At 75.9% G+C, this 17,791-nt stretch carries 13 protein-coding genes; 6 read left to right on the top strand and 7 right to left on the bottom strand.

Annotation, left to right across the window (positions count from 1 at the left end; all coding sequences use genetic code 11):
* Window positions 1–70 precede the first annotated feature (70 nt).
* From JS756_RS26440 to JS756_RS26455, 4 genes are read right to left on the bottom strand one after another with little or no spacing between them, the layout of a single operon-like run.
* A complete protein-coding gene (locus JS756_RS26440) occupies window positions 71–337 on the bottom strand; it encodes an acyl carrier protein (RefSeq protein WP_205385718.1) in 267 nt (88 codons plus the stop codon).
* 32 nt (window positions 338–369) lie between these two features.
* A complete protein-coding gene (locus tag JS756_RS26445; protein ID WP_205385719.1) occupies window positions 370–1,425 on the bottom strand; it encodes a threonine ammonia-lyase in 1,056 nt (351 codons plus the stop codon).
* The gene (locus JS756_RS26450; RefSeq protein ID WP_205385775.1) at window positions 1,422–2,912 is read right to left on the bottom strand and encodes an amino acid adenylation domain-containing protein; all 1,491 of its coding nucleotides are present in this window, start codon (window positions 2,910–2,912) and stop codon (window positions 1,422–1,424) included. Before JS756_RS26450 ends, JS756_RS26445 begins: the two co-directional genes overlap by 4 nt.
* Window positions 2,912–5,236: a lantibiotic dehydratase gene (locus tag JS756_RS26455; protein WP_205385720.1), complete on the bottom strand. Its 2,325-nt coding sequence runs from the start codon at window positions 5,234–5,236 to the stop codon at window positions 2,912–2,914. Before JS756_RS26455 ends, JS756_RS26450 begins: the two co-directional genes overlap by 1 nt.
* 297 nt (window positions 5,237–5,533) lie before the next feature.
* Here JS756_RS26455 and JS756_RS26460 point away from each other — a divergent pair, with 297 nt between their 5' ends.
* The 3 genes from JS756_RS26460 to JS756_RS26470 all read left to right on the top strand — a co-directional run bounded on the left by JS756_RS26460 (window position 5,534) and on the right by JS756_RS26470 (window position 7,396).
* The gene (locus tag JS756_RS26460) at window positions 5,534–5,746 is read left to right on the top strand and encodes an MbtH family protein (protein WP_205385776.1); all 213 of its coding nucleotides are present in this window, start codon (window positions 5,534–5,536) and stop codon (window positions 5,744–5,746) included.
* A complete protein-coding gene (locus JS756_RS26465) occupies window positions 5,739–6,521 on the top strand; it encodes a 4'-phosphopantetheinyl transferase family protein (RefSeq protein WP_240204401.1) in 783 nt (260 codons plus the stop codon). The genes JS756_RS26460 and JS756_RS26465 overlap by 8 nt, the downstream gene beginning before the upstream one ends.
* 134 nt (window positions 6,522–6,655) lie before the next feature.
* On the top strand, window positions 6,656–7,396 hold the full coding sequence (locus tag JS756_RS26470) for a Type 1 glutamine amidotransferase-like domain-containing protein (RefSeq protein WP_205385721.1): 741 nt from the start codon (window positions 6,656–6,658) through the stop codon (window positions 7,394–7,396).
* A 156-nt stretch (window positions 7,397–7,552) separates the two neighbouring features.
* Here JS756_RS26470 and JS756_RS37860 read toward each other — a convergent pair whose 3' ends face one another.
* Together JS756_RS37860 and JS756_RS26480 are read right to left on the bottom strand one after the other, a co-directional pair.
* On the bottom strand, window positions 7,553–8,299 hold the full coding sequence (locus JS756_RS37860) for a helix-turn-helix transcriptional regulator (RefSeq protein WP_205385722.1): 747 nt from the start codon (window positions 8,297–8,299) through the stop codon (window positions 7,553–7,555).
* A gap of 233 nt (window positions 8,300–8,532) precedes the next feature.
* The gene (locus JS756_RS26480; protein WP_205385723.1) at window positions 8,533–9,144 is read right to left on the bottom strand and encodes a helix-turn-helix transcriptional regulator; all 612 of its coding nucleotides are present in this window, start codon (window positions 9,142–9,144) and stop codon (window positions 8,533–8,535) included.
* Window positions 9,145–9,742: 598 nt separating this feature from the next.
* Between JS756_RS26480 and JS756_RS26485 the strand changes: the two genes are divergently transcribed.
* The 3 genes from JS756_RS26485 (at window position 9,743) to JS756_RS26495 (ending at window position 16,205) form a co-directional block, all read left to right on the top strand.
* The gene (locus JS756_RS26485; RefSeq protein ID WP_307791084.1) at window positions 9,743–12,853 is read left to right on the top strand and encodes a type 2 lanthipeptide synthetase LanM family protein; all 3,111 of its coding nucleotides are present in this window, start codon (window positions 9,743–9,745) and stop codon (window positions 12,851–12,853) included.
* Between the two features lie 82 nt (window positions 12,854–12,935).
* Entirely contained in the window at window positions 12,936–13,136 is a 201-nt protein-coding gene (locus tag JS756_RS26490; RefSeq protein WP_205385725.1) for a hypothetical protein, read from the top strand.
* A gap of 153 nt (window positions 13,137–13,289) precedes the next feature.
* Window positions 13,290–16,205 (top strand): helix-turn-helix transcriptional regulator, encoded by a 2,916-nt coding sequence (locus tag JS756_RS26495; protein ID WP_205385726.1) that lies wholly within the window; start codon window positions 13,290–13,292, stop codon window positions 16,203–16,205.
* A 287-nt stretch (window positions 16,206–16,492) separates the two neighbouring features.
* Here JS756_RS26495 and JS756_RS26500 read toward each other — a convergent pair whose 3' ends face one another.
* The gene (locus tag JS756_RS26500; protein ID WP_205385727.1) at window positions 16,493–17,758 is read right to left on the bottom strand and encodes an MFS transporter; all 1,266 of its coding nucleotides are present in this window, start codon (window positions 17,756–17,758) and stop codon (window positions 16,493–16,495) included.
* Window positions 17,759–17,791 lie beyond the last annotated feature (33 nt).

The following is a 17,791-nucleotide window of genomic DNA, read 5'->3' on the forward strand; positions in this document are numbered from 1 at the left end:
CTTGGTGAGCGCGGGTGGACGGCGCGGTGCCGGCGCCGGAACGACTGAGGCGGTACGGCACGGGGGCCGGTCAGGCGGCGCCGTAGTCCGCGTCGACGACCGCCGCCAGTTCCCGCGGGGTGGGGTAGGCGAAGACCAGTGAGACGGGGACGTCCGCGCCGAGGTGCTCCTGGAGGCGGCCGGTGATCTGGAAGGCGGTGAGCGAGTCGCCGCCCGCCTCGTAGAAGTCGGTGTCGGGGGTCAGCTCGGGCAGGCGCAGCACGTCCCGGAAGATGCCGACGAGCAGCGCGACGGTGTCGGTGGCGGTGGCGGTGGCGGTGGCGGTGTTCGGTATCATGTCGGGTTCTCCTCTTATGCGATGACGGGTAGTCAGCGAATCGTGGCGGTACCGACGGTGACGGGGGCTCCGTCGGCGGGTGCGGGGGTGGGGCCGTGCCGGAGGCCGTGCAGGCGGGCGGGCGTGTTTCCGCCCGAGACGACGGCCACGGCCCGTTCACGGCGGCCGGCGCGCAGGGCTCCGGCCAGCGCGACCGCTCCGCTCGGTTCGGCGTCGATGCCGTGGCGGTGCAGCAGGGCGACGGTGGCGAGGATCTCGGCGTCGCCGACGGCGATCAGCTCGTCCACGCGGTCGCGGATGATCGGATAGGGGACGGTCCCGGGGCGCTGACCGCGCAGGCCGTCGGCGACGGTGGCGCTGGGCGGCAGCCGGACGGGGTGGCCGGCCGCCAGGGAGCGGGCGTAACGCGGCGTGCGGGACGGTTCCACGCCGACCACCCGCACCGGACGGTGCAGGGCTGCGAGGCAGACGCCCGCGAGGAGGCCGCCACCGCCCGTGGGGACGTAGACGGTCTCGACGTCGGGTGCGTCGGCCAGCACCTCGCTGCCGACCGTGCCCGCCCCGGCGACCACCAGGGGGTGATCGGAGGACGGGACGAGGACGGCGTCCCGCTCGGCCGCCAGGGAGCGGGCGCGCTCCTCGCGCTCGGCGACCCCGCCGCCGACCTGCACGGTCTCGGCGCCGAGGGCCCGGACGGCGGCGGCCTTCGCCGGGGAGGCTCCCGCAGCGAGGACGACGGTGAGCCGGATGCCGAGCGTGCGCGCGAGTTGGGCGAGAGCGATGGCGTGGTTCCCGGAGGAGCCCGCGACGACCCGGTCGGCGCCCAGGGCGAGGACGGCGTTGGCGGCGCCGCGCATCTTGAACGAGCCGCCGGCCTGGCGGTGTTCGGCCTTCAGCAGCAGTCCGGCGCCGAGTGCGCCGAGGGCCGGGCCGCGCAGCAGCGGCGTGCGGACGACGTGGGGCGCGATGCGGGCGGCGGCGTCCAGCAGGTCGGCGGGGCGGGGCCCCGGGCCGGCACTGCCGGCTGCCGCACCGGGTTCGGCGGGGGGCGGTGGTGCCGCGGTGTCCCGCAGGTCGAGGGCGGTCATGCGGTGCCCCCGGTGGCCAGGAGCCGACGGTCCGCCTTGCCGCCGCGTGTGGTGGGCAGGGCGTCCAGCCGCAGGAACCGGCGCGGCATCAGGTGCGGCGGCAGGGTCCTGGCGAGGTGGCCGCGCAGCTGGGCGTCCGTGGTGGCGGACAGGTCGCCGGTGAGGTGGGCGATCAGGTGGACGCGCCCCCGGTCGTCGGTGTGCGGTGTCACCACCGCGCCGGTGACGTCGGGGTGGGCCAGCAGAGGTCCCTCGATCTCCGCCGGGTCCACCCGGTATCCGCGGATCTTGATCTGCCGGTCGGTGCGACCGACGTAGTGGAGTCCTCCGGGTCCCCACCGGCCGAGGTCGCCCGTGCGGTACAGGCGGGCGCCGGGCGGGCCGCAGGGGTCGGGGACGAAGCACTCGGCCGTGCGGGACGGGCGCCCGCCGTAGCCGCGGGCCACGCCCGCTCCCCCGATGTACACCTCGCCGACCGTGCCGTCGGCCACCGGCGCCAGATCCCCGTCCAGCACGCGGACCACGGTGCCGGCGCGGGGCGTGCCCACGAGGTCGGCGGAGGGGTCCGGCGGGACGGGCACGCTGTGCCGGGTCGTGGTCATGGTGCACTCGGTCGGGCCGTACTGGTTGACGAGTCGGCCGGGCACGACGGCGCGTCCGCCGGCGGCGAGGAAGGGCCGCAGGGACTCGCCGCTGGAGGCGACCAGGGTGACGCCGGCCAGCGGGTCGGGGATCCCGGGCTGCGCCGCGAGGTGCGACAGGAACGAGGGGGTCGTGCTGAGGAGGGCCGTCACCCGGTGCTCGCGGACGGTGCCGGCGAACTCCTCGGGGCGCAGCAGCCGGGCGCGCTCCACGATCACCAGGCGGGCCCCGGCCAGCAGTGGTGCGAAGGTGTCCCGGATCGAGGCGTCGTAGCCCAGCGGTGCGGTCTGGAGGGCCACGCTGTCCGGGCCGAGGTCGAACGCCCGTGCGGTGTCGCGCAGATAGGTGTCGAGGGCGTGGTGCTCGACCAGGACGGCGTCGGGTCGGCCGGTGCTGCCGGAGGTGTGGCTGACGTAGGCGAGTGCCCGCGGGTCGACCCGTCCCTGTGGCGGTGGGGCCCCGGTGGGCCCGGGCCCGTCCAGTGCGAGGACCGGGACGCCCAGGTCCAGGGTCGGGGCCAGGGCCGTGTGGGCGAGCAGCAGCCGGGCGCCGCCGCTGCGGGCGAAGGCTGCCAGCCGGTCGCGGGGCTGGCCGACGTCCAGGGTGAGGAAGGCGGCGCCGCAGCGCAGCACCGCGGCCATGGCGGCGACGGCGTCGGTGCCGGGCGCGACGGCGACGGCGCAGACCGTCTCCGGGCGGGCGCCGTGGGCCCGCAGCAGCCGCGCGATCTCCTCGATGCGGGCGGCGAGCCGGCTGTACGTCACCTCGCCCTCGGGTGTGGCGAGCGCGATGCGGTCGGGGTGCCGGGCGGCGTGTGCGGCGATGTCGTCGGCGATCGTGCGCATCACGCGGCCCCCTCGCCGGTGACGGTCCGGTCGACGGCGACGAAGCGGAGTTCGGAGGTGTAGCGGCGTCCCTCGTCGTCGGTGAGCCATGCCTGTTCGGGGGTGGGCAGCATCTCGCTGACCTTGAGGCGGGCGTCCGGATCCTTGCGGGCGAGCCGGCGGGCCGCCTTGGCGAGGATGGTGACGTACACGGGACTGTCGAAGTCGACGTAGAAGGGGCGGGGTTCGGTCGGCGAGACCACGAACACGAAGCGGGGCAGTTCGTGCCGGCGCTGCCAGTGCCGGGCGCGGACGAAGCGGGCGGCCTCCGCCTTCTCGTCGGCGAAATCGACGTCGGCGACCGGTAGTTGCCAGGACTCGCGGGCGACGATCATGCGGTCCACGGTGATGCGCGGGGTGTGCGCGCCCTCGGGACGGAGGGTGAAGCGGTCCATGACGCGCTGGGTGAGGGTGTTGGCGTAGGCGTCGAGCAGGTCGTGCGCGGTGCCGTCGGGCAGGACCGCGGCCAGCCGGCCGTCCCGGTCCTCGACGGTGACGTCGGCACCGAGGACCGTGCGCGGGCGGTACGGGTCGCCGGTCTGGTCGACGAGGGCCACATAGGGGTCCTCGGGCCGGTCCAGGGAGGGCCTGCTGCGGGTGGACCACTTCCGGGGCAGTTCCTTGGGCAGCATGGGCAGCAGACGCGGGCCCGGGAAGTCGCGGGTGGTCTCGGCCAGCAGCGTGTCCGGGTCGGGATGCTGGTGCACGAACAGGGAGGCGCCCATCGTGTTCAGTGCGCAGTGCATCTCGCCGAGGACGAGCTGCACGTCGCCCCGGGCGAGCGCGATCTCGTCGTCGGCGATCACCAGCACGTCGGGGCTGATGTAGCGGGCCAGCGACCAGCCGTCGCCCGGCTCGTCGAACTCGCGACGCACCCGTTCGGCCAGGTCGGCCATGGCCAGCCGGACCCGGCGCGCGCCGGTGGGAAGGTCGAGGACGCGGGCCCATTTGGCGCGCAGTTCGGCCTGGACGGCGTCGATCAGGTCGCCGGCGTCCGGGTGGGGCGAGGGCAGGGTGTGCAGCCACAGGGTGCCCAGGTCCACCGTCTGCCCGGTGGCGCGCAGTCCGTCGTACACGCTGCGGAGGCGGACGCGGATGGCGTCGGCGAACCGGTTCGTCATCCAGCGGGCGGCCGTGAGGCACAGCTGCAGGGGTTCCAGGTGGGTCAGCAGTCCGGCGCCGGCGGTGGCGGTCGCCGCCCGCCGGGCGTCGGAGTACACCAGTCCGCGGCAGGGCGCGGTGCGTTCGCCCTTGACCCGCTGCGCCTCGCTGTCGGTGAGCGCGGCGAAGTCGGCCTCCAGGGCGCCGATCGCGGCGGTCAGCGCGTCGGCGTCGGTGCCGGCGGCGCGTACGCCGTCCCGGCCGCGTTCCAGCACGGCGAGCCGGTCCAGGGCCCGGGTGCGGGCGGTGGTGTCGGGGACGCGTTCGAGGATGTCGCGCAGGGCGCGGTCGGGGTGGGTGGCGGCGGGAACCTCCAGGCGCCAGTGCACCCAGCGGCGGGCCACCAGCTCGCCCAGGATGCGGCCGACCTCGTCCGCGGCCAGGCCCAGCTCGGTGGCGATCGCGGCCGGGTGCAGAGTCCCGTCGCACCGCTTCAGCACGGCCAGTTCGGCCGCGCCGATCGGCTGGGCGGGGCGCCCGGGGACCCGGACCGTGCCGTCGGCGCAGCGTACGAACGACACCCGGCGCGGCGGGATCCAGCGCATCAGCTCGGGGTCCTCGGCGAGGACCTTCGCGAGGGCGTCGACGGCCCAGCCGGAGAAGTAGACCTCCTGCTCGGCGAGGAAGTCCTGCCCGGGGTCCACGATCACGGCTCCCGGTGCGGCGGGTTCCCAGTGGCCCCAGCCGACGGGGCCGAAGAAACCGATGGTGTCGTTCTTGACGCAGAACCGCTGCCAGTAGTGCGCGACGAGTTCCTCCCGCTGACGGGGCATGCTGCTGCGGCTGTCGGTGCCCGGGGTCCAGCGCAGGAACGGCGCGATGCCGGTGCGCAGGACGGCGGGGTTCTGCCAGGCGAGGGCCGCCTGGAAGCGGGGCTGGGCGGCGATCTCCCGCAGGTGCCCGGCGGTGCGGACGGCGGCCGCGGCGAGGTCGTCGGTGAAGGCCTGCCACTCGGGTCCGGACAGCTCGGTGCCGGGGCCGAACTTGTCGGCTGCCTCGGCCAGCCCGGGCGGGGCGAGGCGCAGCACGCCGTCGGCGGGGAAGCCGGGCCCGCGCAGCGCGAACTGCTCCCACAGCCGCCAGCCTCCGCCCGGCAGCAGGACAGGTGCGTGCTCGTCCGACATCGCGTGCTCCTTCCGAAACGGGGGGTGCGCGGGGATCGCGCGGCTCGGCCGGGCGGCGGGCGCCGCCGGATGCCGGGCGCCCGGCGACCGGACAGCACGGTCCCGCGCCGCGGCACCGGGTCACCAGAGAAGATCCGGCAGCAACGCGTGCCCGGAGTTCGGCGCGTTCGTCCCTGACCGGTCGTCCCGGCGCGGGGCACGCTGACCTCGTCGGCCCCTGCTCTGCGGGCCGGCTCCATCACCTGCGGGAGGTTCACCGTGACGCAATCCGACTCCGCGATCCGCACGGGCGGCGAGATGGCCTGCCCGGACACCGACGAGATGTACCTCGTGGTGCGCAACGACGAGGAGCAGTACTCGATCTGGCGGGCGGACCGCGCGCTGCCGGCCGGATGGCACCCGGACGGGCGGCGCGGCACCCGGCAGGAATGCCTGGACCACATCGACGCCGTCTGGACGGACATGCGCCCGCTCAGCCTGCGCCGCCGGCTGGCCGGGGCCGATGTCTGAGTCCCGTCCGGGTCCGCTGCTCGCCCCGCCGGCGCACGCCCCGCCGGCGCTGTCCCTGCCCGAACGGCTGCGCCCGGCCGTCATGGACCTGTCCGGACTGCGGTCCGGCGGCCCCGTCGCGCGCCCGCGTGGATCGCGCCGCCCGCTGGAGCTCTATCTGGCGGAGGTGGGGAGCCAGGACCGTCTGGCGCTGCGGCGGGCGCGGGAGCTGTTGGACGCCGAGGAACGGGCGCGGGCGTCCGCCTTCCACCGTCCCCGGGACCGTGACGCCTACGTGGTGGCGCACGCGGCGTTGCGGGGCGTGCTCAGCACGCTGATGGGCGTCCCGGCCGACGCGCTGCCGCTCGTGCGCGAGCCGTGCCCGGGATGCGGAGGACCGCACGGCCGGCCCGCGCTGCGTTCCCGCGACGTGCACTTCTCGCTGTCGCACAGCGGGGACCTGGTGATGGTGGCGCTCGCACCGACCCCCGTCGGTGTGGACGTGGAGGGGCTGGCCACCGCCCGGGCGGTGCTCGACGCCCGGCCCGCGCTGCACGTGGCGGAGGCGGAGGAGCTGGCGCTGCTGCCCCTGCACGAGCGCCCGGTGGCCTTCACCCGGACCTGGGTCCGCAAGGAGGCCTACCTCAAGGGTCTGGGCACGGGGCTGGTGCGGGACCCCTCCCTGGACTACGTCGGCACCGGGCCGCGGCCGGCCGCTCCGGCTGCGGAGTGGACCCTGCGGGACGTCCTCGTCCCGCACGGGTACGCGGCGGCGGTGGCCCTGCGGACGGGGTGAGGGCACCCGACGGGAGAGAGCGGGGACCGGCCAGTGGCCGGTCCCCGCTCCGCGTGTCCGGGCGCGCCCCGATGCGGGCCCGGCCTTCACGGATTCGCCACGCCGGGTGGGCCCCCCGCGCTATGATCACGCGCGTGACCGCTCCGGAACCGACCGTCCTCGCCACCTCCGGGGGCCACCGCGTCGGCACGCGCACCCGGGTGGTCTTCGATGCCCTGGTCCACCATGCGGTAGACCTCTCCGGTGTGCACGGCAGGCGTCCGCGCATCCTCTACGTCGGTACGGCGACGGGGGACGCCGAGCACGTGACGGCGCGCGTGGCGGAGGCGGCCCGGGTGGCGGGTTTCGACCTCACCCCCCTGTACCTGTTCCCCATGCCGAACGTCGAGGACGTGGAGGACACGGTCCTGGACCACGACGTCGTCTGGGTGATGGGCGGTTCGGTGGCCAACCTGCTCGCCGTGTGGCGGGTGCACGGCCTGGATGCGATCATGCGGCGGGCGTGGCGGGCGGGCGTGGTGCTCGCCGGCGTCAGCGCGGGGTCCATCTGCTGGTACGAGGGCGGCGCGACCGACTCCTTCGGGCCCGAACTGCACCCGGTCACCGGCGGGTTGGGCCTGCTGCCGTACGGCAACGGGGTGCACTACGACTCCGACGCGGGCCGGCGCCCGCTGATCCACCGGATGGTCGCCGAGGGTGCCTTCGGCACGGCCCACTGCACCGACGACGGGGTGGGCCTGGTGTATCGGGGCACCGAGTTGGTCGAGGCCGTGGCGGAGCTGCCGGGCAAGGGCGCCTACGTCGTCGGCCGCTCGGGCACCGGTGTCGTCGAGGAGCGGATCGAACCGCGGCTGCTGTCCACGCCCCGGTTCTGACGCGGTCCGCCACCGGCGACCGCGCGGGGGGCGGCTGACCGTTCGGGGGCGGCGGAAGACCGGCGCCCGCCGCTCAGGTCTCCCGCCGCCCGAGTCTCCCGCCGTCCACCTGCCCCTTCGCCCGTGCGTCACGCGCCGTGCGGGGGCCTCGGTGGGTCAGACCAGGCCGTGCCGGACCGCGCGGGCCACGGCGTGCGCGCGGTTGCGGGCCTGGAGGCGCGCCATGATCTCGTAGATGACGTTCTTCACGGTGTGCTCGGAGCAGCCCAGCAGCCGCGCGATGCCCGCGTTGGCGTGGCCCTCGGCCATCAGGCGCAGCACAGAGATCTGACGTGACGTCAACTCCCCTACCCGGGGCTCGCGATGGTCCGTCCGGTCGTCCGACGGCCCGTTGGCCAGCAGGTGCGACAGTTCCGGGTAGGGGATGCTCGGGTGCGGGTCCACGGCACGCCGGGCGGCGGCCGTCAGGCTCTCCGGAGTGAGGTCCGCGCTCCGCACGACGACCGCGCCCGCGCGCAGGGCCCGGAGCAGACCGGCACGGCTGACGGTGTCGCACACGAGCAGCAGCGGTCCGGGTCCGGGGTCCTTCCGGCCGCTCAGTGCCCGTTCGGTGTCCTCCACCACGACGACGGTGACCGTGCCGGTGCCGCCCGGCCCGTCCGCGCAGCACAGGCCGGCCCGACGGGCGACGGCGCGGACGCGGTCGGCACCGCGACCGGGGAGCACGTGCAGCGGCACGGAAACGCCGACCGCACCGGACGCGCCGGGGCCGGCGGCCCGGACGGGTTCGGCGGACGCCGCCACGGGGAACGGGTCGGGTTCCGCCGACGGGACGGAGCGGGCGGGCGCGAAAGGCCCGGTGGGCAGGGCGGGTTCGGCGGACGTGGCAGGTCCCGCGCGCACGGCGGGTCCGGCAGAGGCGGCCGGGCCGGCAGGCTCGGGAGGTCCGACCGGCGGGACAGGTCCGGCAGGCGCGAAAGGTGGGGCGAGAAGGGGAAGTTCGGCAGACACGACAGACTCCGCGAGCACGTTGAGTTCGGCGACGACAGCCGGTCCGGCGGGCGCAGCCGGTCCGGCAGGCACGCGAGGTGCGGTGGGTCCGGCGGGCACGGGCGACTCGGCCGTGAGGGTGGCCGTCACAGCAGGCCCGCCCGGAGGGCGTAGGCGACCGCGTGAGCACGGTTGCGCAGCCGGAACCGCTGGGTGATGTCGTGCACGACGGTCGTCACGGTGCGCGGCGAGTAGGCGAGGCGCTGGGCGATCTCCGCCGTCTCGTGCCCGTCGGCGACCAGGCGCAGCACCGAACGCTCCCGTTCCGACAAGGCGCCACCGGGCCAGCCGCCGTGGCCGCTGCGGGCGTCGGCCGGGTGCTCCAGGACCTGCTCCAGCAGGTCCGTCGGCAGGGTGCAGTCGTCCTGCGCTGCGGCCAGCACGGCGTGCGCGAGGCGGGAGGTGTCCGCCTCGCGGCGCAACAGCAGGCCGCGGGCGCCGGCGGCGAGGGCGTGCAGGGCGTCACCGGGGGCGAGGGCGCCGGCCACCAGGACGACGGCGGGGCGCTGCGGATAGGCGCGGGCGATGCGGACCGTGTCGAGTTCGGCCGGGCCGGTCCGATCCACGGTCAGTACGGCGACCCGGGCATCGCCGGGCTCGCACAGCGTCAGTTCCTGGCAGGCGAGCAGGGTACTGCGGGTGCCGGCCTCCAGCACCGGGTCGAGGGCGACCACACCGACGGGTACAGGTGCTCCCATCTGCTGCTCCTTGGAAGGTCGTCCGCCCCGTGGTGAGCACGGCGGGCGGTTCGGGGGGTCTGCACGACACCGTGCGCCGCGCGGGGGTGCGGCAGCATCGGTAGTCGGTCCCCACCTTTCCCGGTCCCTCCCGCCGGCGGGGACGGGCCGACCCCCGTCGCCCACCGTGCGGGGACCGTCGGGCGGTGGGCGGCGCGCCCGGCGGCGCTGCTGCGGGTGGGGTGCGTCGGCGTGGCATGGGGGGCTGTCCTACGGCGGGGACGGGATGCGTGCGGCCGGGGCGGGTGGACGCGGCCTGCCCCGGGGGTGCTGCGGCCGGTACGGGGGTGCTGCGGCCGGTACGGGGGTGCTGCGGCCGGTACGGGGGTGCGCCCGCCGCCGGCTCGGGGGGTGCGCCCGCACACGGGGAACGCCGGGCCCGTCGAGCAGCCGGGCCGTGTCGCGTCCGAGGACCGTGGGGAACCGTCGTCGACCTGCGGTTCTCCTCGATGCGGGGCGTGCGTGCGGTGGCCCTCCCCCACCGGTGGGGTGGGCCCGCAGGGAATATGGGGGTCGGTTCCCCATGTGGGGTCGTCGGGGGTCTGCCACCTTCGTTGTCGTGACTGAGACCGCCAGCCTCCCGACTCCCCGGAGCGCCGGCCTGCCGCTCGCCTGGTGGGCCCCGGCGCTGAACCTCGCGGAACGGCTCGCCGCGCCCGGACTCCCGGCGGCGCCCGCCGGCTCCGCCGCCACCGGGCGCGCTCCCTGGGCCGCCGGGGACGGCGAGGGGTTCGCCCTGCGACTGGCCCACCTCGAAGTGGACGCGGAGACCGCCGCGGCCCTCGCGGCGGAGTCCCCCGAACAACTCGCCGCGCGCACGGTCAAGCCCCGCTGGGCCGCGTACGCGGAAGCAGCGTTGGACGCCGCCCCCGAGAACCTGGACGAACTGACCACCGACGGAACGGGTCCCAAGGTCTTCGCCACCGTCGTACGTCCGCTCGTGGTCCCCGCCTCCGAGCGGCTCTCCCGCCGTATGCCGGGCATTCCCGCCGTCGAGCAGGCCGTGTGGCGGGCCGCGTTCGAGCGGCTGCTGACCGAGCAGCTCGTCCGGCAGGCCGCCCGCACCCTGGTCCACGAACTGTCCCTCGCCCGGCGTGCCCGGCGGCTCGCAGGAACCGGCCCGCACGAGCGGTTCGCCTCCTTCGTCGCCGCCACCGGCAGCAGGCGGGGCCTGACTGAACTCCTCGCCGCCTACCCGGTACTGGCGCGGATGCTCGCGCAGTCGGCGCTGGACGCGGCGGACGCGGCGGCGGAACTGGTGGCGCGGTTCCAGGCCGACCGGGACGATCTGGCCGCCGTGCTGCTCGACGGGCGCGATCCCGGTGCGCTGGACAGGGTCGACCTCGGTCTCGGGGACGCCCACCAGGGCAACCGGGCGGTCGCGATCCTGCGCTTCACCGGCGGGGACCGGATCGTGTACAAGCCGCGCCCTCTCGACCAGCACGCGCTGCTCGACGGCCTGGCGGCCTGGCTCTGCGCCAAGGTGCCCGGCCTGGAGCTGCGTACACCGCGCAGTGTGCGCCGGCCTGGTTACGGCTGGCTGGAGTTCGTGGAGCACCGCTGGTGCCGGTCGGTGGCCGAGGCCGACGCCTTCTACCGGCGCCAGGGAGCACTGCTGGCGCTGCTGTACGCGGTGGACGGCGCCGACATGCACTACGAGAACGTCATCGCCTGCGGCGACCAGCCGGTCCTGGTGGACGCGGAGACGCTGCTGCACACGGGGCTCCCCCAGGCCATGACCGTCGGCGCCGACCCGGCCGCCGACGCCCTGCACGCCTCCGTGCACCGCACCTGCCTGCTGCCCCACCTGCTGATCGGCGAGCACGGCGCGCTGGACATCTCCGCGCTGGGCCGGTCCACCGACGGCACCTTCCCGAGCGAGGGCCTGCGCTGGGAGGGCAGCGGCACCGACACGATGCGCGCCGTGCGCGCCCCCGTGCCCAGTCCCGCGGCGCAGAACCAGCCGCTGCCCGACGGGACGCCCCTGGAGGGTGCCGACCACCGGGCGGCCCTGTTGGAAGGATTCCGCACCGCCTATGCGGCGCTGGCCGCGCACGGGCACGAACTGAGCGCCGCGGGTGGGCCGTTGGCGGTGCACGCCGACAGCCCGGCCCGGCTCGTCGCGCGCTCCACCCGCCTGTACGCCACGCTCCTGGAGGAGTCGGCCCATCCTTCCCTGCTGGGGGACGCTCTCGCCCGGGAGGGTGTGTTCGCGGTGCTGTGGACCGAGTCCGAGCAAGACGAGACGCGCCGGCGGCTCGTCGAGCACGAGACGGCGGACCTGTGGCGCGGCGACGTACCGCTGTTCGTGCATCGGCCGTCCGGTACAGGGGTCCGGGCGGCCGACGGCGACTGGCTGCCGGAGGTGCTGCCCGTGGCGAGCCTGGCCGCCGTCGGCGGCAAACTCGCCCGGATGGACGAGGTCGACTGCCACGACCAGGAATGGATCATCTCGGCCACGCTGGCGGCGCGGGGCACCGGTTCGCCCCTGGCCAAGCGGTCCGAGCTGGCCCTCGCCCCGCTGCCGGCGGTCGCGCCGGACGCCTCCCGGCTGCTGGCCGCCGTGTGCGGCATCGCCGACGAGATCGCCGCCCGCGCGATTCGCGGCGACGGCCGGACGAACTGGCTCGGCCTGGAGCAGGTCTCGGGGCCGCACTGGGCCGTCCTGCCGATGGGGGCGGGGCTGGGGCAGGGCTATTGCGGCGTCGCGCTGTTCCTGGCGCAGACGGACGCGCTGACCGGGGCCGGACGGTACGCCGCGCTGGCCCGGGAGGCGGTCCGGCCGCTGCCCGCCCTGCTGAAGGCGCTGGCCGCCGACCCCGAGCTGAGTGCCGCGGCCGGGCCCGGCGCCTACGACGGGCTCGGCGGCATCCTCTACGCGCTCCCGCGCCTGTCGGAGCTGCTCGGGGACGACCTGACGAGGTGTCTGCCCGACGCGCTCACCGCGCTCGGGCACGCCGTCGCCGCCTGCTCCGACCCGGGGCTGGCCGCCGGCACGGCCGGCGCGCTGGCCGGCGCCGTCGCCGTCCACGAGGCGACCGGGACGCCGCAGGCCCTGCGGCTGGCGGACACCGTGGCGGACCTGCTGCTCGCGTCGGTGTCCGGACCGCACGGCGGTGGGCAGGACGGCTCCGCGCCGGCCGGCCGGGGCGCCGGACTCGCAGACGGCGCGGCCGGCATCGGCTGGGCCCTGGGGCGCTACGCCGCCCGTCGCCCGGACCGTGCCGCCGCGCACGCCGGGGCCGCCGACGCCCTGCTGGCTGCCGCGGTCCGGGAGGTTCGGGCCGCGCACGCGGACCCCTCCTGGGTCTCCGGTCTCGCCGGTGTGACGGCCGCCGCCCCCCGGCCCGCCGCCGACGCCCTGTCGGCCCTGCTGACCGACGTCGACGTCCACCCCGGGCTGAGCCTCGGCCAGGGCACGCTCGGCACGCTGGAGGCCCTGGCCGAGCTCGCCGGGCGGGGCGACGCGGCCGCCGCCGACGCCCTGCGCCGGCGCACCGGGCAGGTGCTCGCGCTCGTCGAGGCGCAGAACCACCGGTGCGCCACGCCCGACCACGTACCCTCCCCCGGACTGCTGACCGGGCTGTCCGGCATCGGCTACGGCCTGCTCCGCCTGACCCACCCCGCAAGCGTGCCGTCCGTCCTGCTCCTGGGACGGAACGGCCACTGACCGACCACGCGCCTACGCACCACGGCACTTCCTCCATCGCCACCCGCGCCCACCGCTCGGCACACCTGAAGGGGAACACGTCATGGACAAGCACCTCACCTCCACCGCCACCGACGTCACCGCGACCTCCGCCGACGAGCAGGACGACGCCGCGGGCGGGATCACACTGCGGGGCCGCAACCGGGCCTGCGCCCGCGCCCGCGTCCTGGCCGGCCTGGTGCTGACCAGCGGCGTCGTCGTCACGCTCAGCACGCTCGACACCTCGGTCTCCGCACCGCAGTGACCCCCGGTTCCGGCGGACAGGGTGGCGCGGGACCGCCGGCTCGGGCCCGCGCCACCGTGCCGGGCCGGCTCCGCGCGGCGGCGCCGGCCGCGTACGCGTCGGGTTCCGCACGACCTGACGCAGGCCCCGCTGTTCCGATTACTATCTGCGGTCATGCGTTCCCATGCGCCTTCCCTGGTCGGACGGGACTCCCAACTGGCCCTGCTCGAACGTGCCCTGGCCGACGCACGACAAGGCCGCGGCGGTGTCGTCTTCCTGGTCGGAGAGGCGGGCGTCGGCAAGTCGAGGGTCGCGGCGGAGGCCGTCGGCGGGGCGCTGGGCACCGGGATGCGGGTGCTACGGGGCCGCAGCAGCACCACGGGCCCGGCCGTACCGTTCCGGCCGTTGACCGAGGCGCTGATGTCGCTGTTCCGCAGCGGCGAACCGATGGACGACCTCGCGCTGGGCCCCTACCGGCCGGTGCTCGGGCGGCTGATCCCCGACTGGGACACCGGGGAACGGGACAGCAGTTCCATGGTGATCCTCGGCGAGGCGGTGCTGCGCCTGCTCATCGCCGTGGGGCGCGGGCAGGGCCAGTTGCTGCTGCTGGAGGACCTGCACGACGCCGACCCGGAAACGCTCGGCGTCCTCGAATACCTGGTGGACAACCTCGAGTACTCGCCCGTGCTGCTGCTGGCCACGGTGCGGACGGACTTCAGCGACGCCCTCGACCTGGCGCAGTCCGCGCGGCGGCGCGGCGCCGCCACCCTGGTGGAGCTGCCGCCGCTGACGCGGCCCCAGGCGCACCGGATGGTCGCCGCGCAGCTCGGTGCGGACGGCCCCGACCAGGTGCCCGCGGCGGTACTGGAGCGGCTGTGGGAGGACGGCTCCGGAAGCCCGTACCTGATCGAGGAACTGCTGCAGTCGATGATCGGCGCGGGCACGCTGGTACAGGGGCCGGAGGGCTGGCGGCCCGTCGGCGACCTCCGCAGTGACGTTTCGTCGTCGCTGGCACGCGGCATTCTGCGCCGCATCGACCGGCTCGGCACACAGGGCCTGACCCTGCTGTCGGCCGCCGCCGTGCTCGGCCGGCGCTTCCCGCTCACGGTCCTGCAGCGCATGACCGGCATCGACGACCGCGCCCTGCTCAGCCACCTGCACGCGGGCGTGGCCGCGCGGCTGGTGATTCCCGACGAGCCGGCGCCCGACTGGTACTCCTTCCGCCACTCGCTCACCGTGGAGGCTCTCTTCACGCAGATGACGCCGGGCCAGCGCGCCGACCTGGCCCGGCGGGGCGCGGAGGCGGTCGAGGAACTGCACCCCGAACTACCCGGTGACTGGTGCCCGCTCGCGGCCGGGCTGCGCGGCGCGGCCGGCGACGACGTGGAGGCCGGCCTGCTGTTCTCGGACGCCGGCGGGCGTGCCCTGGCGGCCGGGGCGCTCGGCTCCGCGATCACCCTGCTCGGCCGGGCCGAGGCCTTGCTGACCGACGCGGGCGACCCGCAGGCACGGGCCCTGGTGCTGGAGAACCTGCTGCCGGCCCTCGCCGAGGCCGGGGACTTCACGCGCGCCCTCGACCTGGCCGAGGACCTGCACGTGCTGGACGGCTCGGGGCTGAGCCCCGTCCGCCTGGCGACGCTGCACACCCGGCTGGCCAAGGTCGCCCACACGGCGGGCCGGTGGAGCGACGGCAACCGGCAGATAGCGCGCGCCCGCGAGGTGCTGGCGACCACGCCGGACGAGTCGGCCACCGCGGCCGTCGACGTCACCGCCGCATACCTGGCACTCGACACGCCGGGGCCCGACCGCACCCAGCACGCGGAGAAGCTCGCCCGGTCCGCCGCGGACACCGCCGAACGCCACGGGCTGCCGGTCGTCGCCTGCCAGGCCCAGGAGCTCCTCGCGACCGTGGCCCGGGAGCGGGACCCCGAGGAGTCGGAGGCGATGCTCCGGCAGGCGCTCACCACGGCCGAACGCCACCGCCTCCCGCTGCAGCGCATGTACGCGGCGACCCGGCTGGGCGGGAACGCCTGGCTGGCAGACGGCGACACCTCGGGTCTGCTGGCGGCCCGCGAGGAGGCGCTGCGGCTGGGATCCGTGAACATCGTCCACACGGTCGACGGCATCCTCGTCCTCGACGCGGTGCTGCGCGGTCGCCACGACGCCGCCCGGCCGGCCGCCGCCGAGTGCCTGGCCGTCGTCCGGCGCCTGCGCCTCGCGCCCGCCGTGCGGTACGTCCTGATGGCGCAGGCCGTGCTGGAGGCCCACCGCGCGGACCGGGAGGCGATGGAGCGGGCGCTGGCCGCGTTCGCCGAGTGGGACGGCGCCGGCTCGCAGGAGGAGCCGCTCGGCCGCGGTCTGGCCCGGGCCTTCTGCGCCCTGCTGGAGGAGGACCGCGGCCTCGCCCGCGGCGAGCTCCGGCAGGTGCTGGCGCTGGAGGCGGACAACCCGTCCACCTACCACCTCAGCGGCACCCACGGCCTGGTCCTGCTGCTGGACGTCCTCGCCGGGGACGCGGACCGGGCCCGCCACGAGGAGATCACCGCCACCGCCATGGCCCGGATGCGCTGGAACCGGCAGTTCGTGCTGCTCGCGGAAGCCGTCCTGCTGGGCCGCGAGGGCGCGGGCGACCGCGCTGCGGCGACGGTGGAGGCGGCGCTGGCGGCGGCCGAGCCGTACCCGCTGGGCCAGCACCTCGGGCTCCGGCTGATCGCGGACGCGGCGCACCAGGACGGCTGGGGCGATCCCGTCAGCTGGCTGCGGCGGGCGGAACACTACTTCCACGAGCGGGACGTCCAGGCCGTCACGGGCGCCTGCCGGGCCGGGCTGCGCCGGCTGGGCGCCTCCGTGCACCAGCACCGCACCGGCACCAGCGGCATCCCCGACGACCTGCGCGCCCAAGGCGTCACGGTCCGGGAGTTCGAGGTCTTCCGGCTGCTCGCGGAGCGGCTGAGCAACAAGGACATCGCGGATCGCCTCTTCATCTCACCGCGCACCGCGGAGAAGCACATCGCGAGTCTGATCACGAAGACGGGGGCGGCCAACCGCGCGGACCTCTGCGCGCGGTCGGCCGCACTGCGGGACGCCTGAGCGCTCCGCCGGAAGTGCCGTGGTACGACGTCCGTCGACGACAGCGCCGTCGTGGCCGGTCGCGCGGTTCCCCGCGCCTCCTCGGGGCGCTGCCGGACCTCGGTGGACTTCGCCGGCCTGCTGAGGGTCCGTTGCCACCGGGACGATCTGCCGGGACGCTTCGCCGGGAAACCCGCCGCGCCCGGTGGGAGCCGGTGGCTCTGTGCGGTCACCGCACCGGTGGCGCGTCCGGCGGAGACCGGCCGCCCGGCGGCGGCGTCGCGGCGCGTGTGCCGCCCGGCCGGGTGCTATCTCATCTCGCGCACCTGGCGGGAACCGAGCACGGCCAGGCCGGTGAGCGCGAGCACCGCGGCCACCAGCCCGAACAGGGCGAGCGTGTCGACGCGGGCCAGCGCACCGCACGCGATCAGGGACAACGGGGCGGCGGCGTAGCCGAGGACCATGTCGACCGACACCACCCGGCTGAGCACGTCCTGGGGAATGTTCCGCTGGATCCAGCTGAGCCCGAACACGCCCTGGAACCCGATGGCGAAGCCCATGGCGAGCACCGTCGCCACGACGGCAGGGGTGCTGTGGACGAGACCGAGCACGGCCATCCCCGCGCCCAGCCAGCCGGCCAGACCGGCCACCAGCAGGCCGACCCGGGGCCGGCCGCCGAGGGCGCCGCCGGCGAGCGTGCCGAGCATGGCGCCGCCGGCGAGGGAGCCGTTCAGCACGCCCAGGGTGGCGGAGCCGCCGCGCAGCACCTGGTCGGCGAGGGTGGCGAAACCGACCGTGAAGGGCCCGGCATAACAGAAGTTGACCGCCGTGTCGAGGGCGACGATCGTGCGCAGCCGCGGGTCCCGCAGGGTGAAGGTCACGCCCTCGCGGATCCGGTCGGCCAGGGAGGTCCGCGACTCCGGCCCGGCGGCCCCCGCAGCGTCGCCCTCCGTCCGGACGGCCGTCCTGGGGCGGGTCCGGATACTCGCCACGCACCAGCCGCACAGGGCGAAGCAGACCGCGTCGACCAGGAACGCCACCGGAGCCCGCGTCACGGCGATGACCAGGCCGCCGACGGCCGGCCCGGCCACGGCCGCGATCCGTGAGCCCGCGCCCAGCAGTGCGTTGGCCGGGGTCAGCAGGCTCTCGTCCACCACGGACGGCAGGATGGACACGCGCGCCGGCTGGAAGAAGGCGTCGACGGCGCCGAACGCGGCGGCTGCCGCGCACAGCATCCACACCGTCAGCTGCCCCGTCAGCCCCGCCACGCCGACCCCGGTCATCAGCCCGGCCCGGGTCCAGCTGGAGGCGATCATCAGGGTGCGGGTGGACAGCGAGTCGCCGAGGCTGCCGCCGACCAGGGTGAGCAGGGCGCGGGGCACGGCCTGGAAGGCGAGGACGTAGCCGAGGGTGAGGGTCGAACCGGTCAGGCCGAGGGTGATCCAGGAGAAGGCGACGACGCTGAAGCCGTCGCCGAGCAGGGACAGCGACTGGCCCAGCCACAGGAGCTGGAAGGGCCGGTGCCGGGCGGGTGCCCACAGCCGCGGACCGGCTCCGGCGAGGGTGGTGGCCATGGTGTGCCTTTCGTCGTGCGGACGCATCCGGAG

Source organism: Streptomyces actuosus (genome assembly GCF_016921115.1).
Taxonomy (GTDB): domain Bacteria; phylum Actinomycetota; class Actinomycetes; order Streptomycetales; family Streptomycetaceae; genus Streptomyces; species Streptomyces actuosus_A.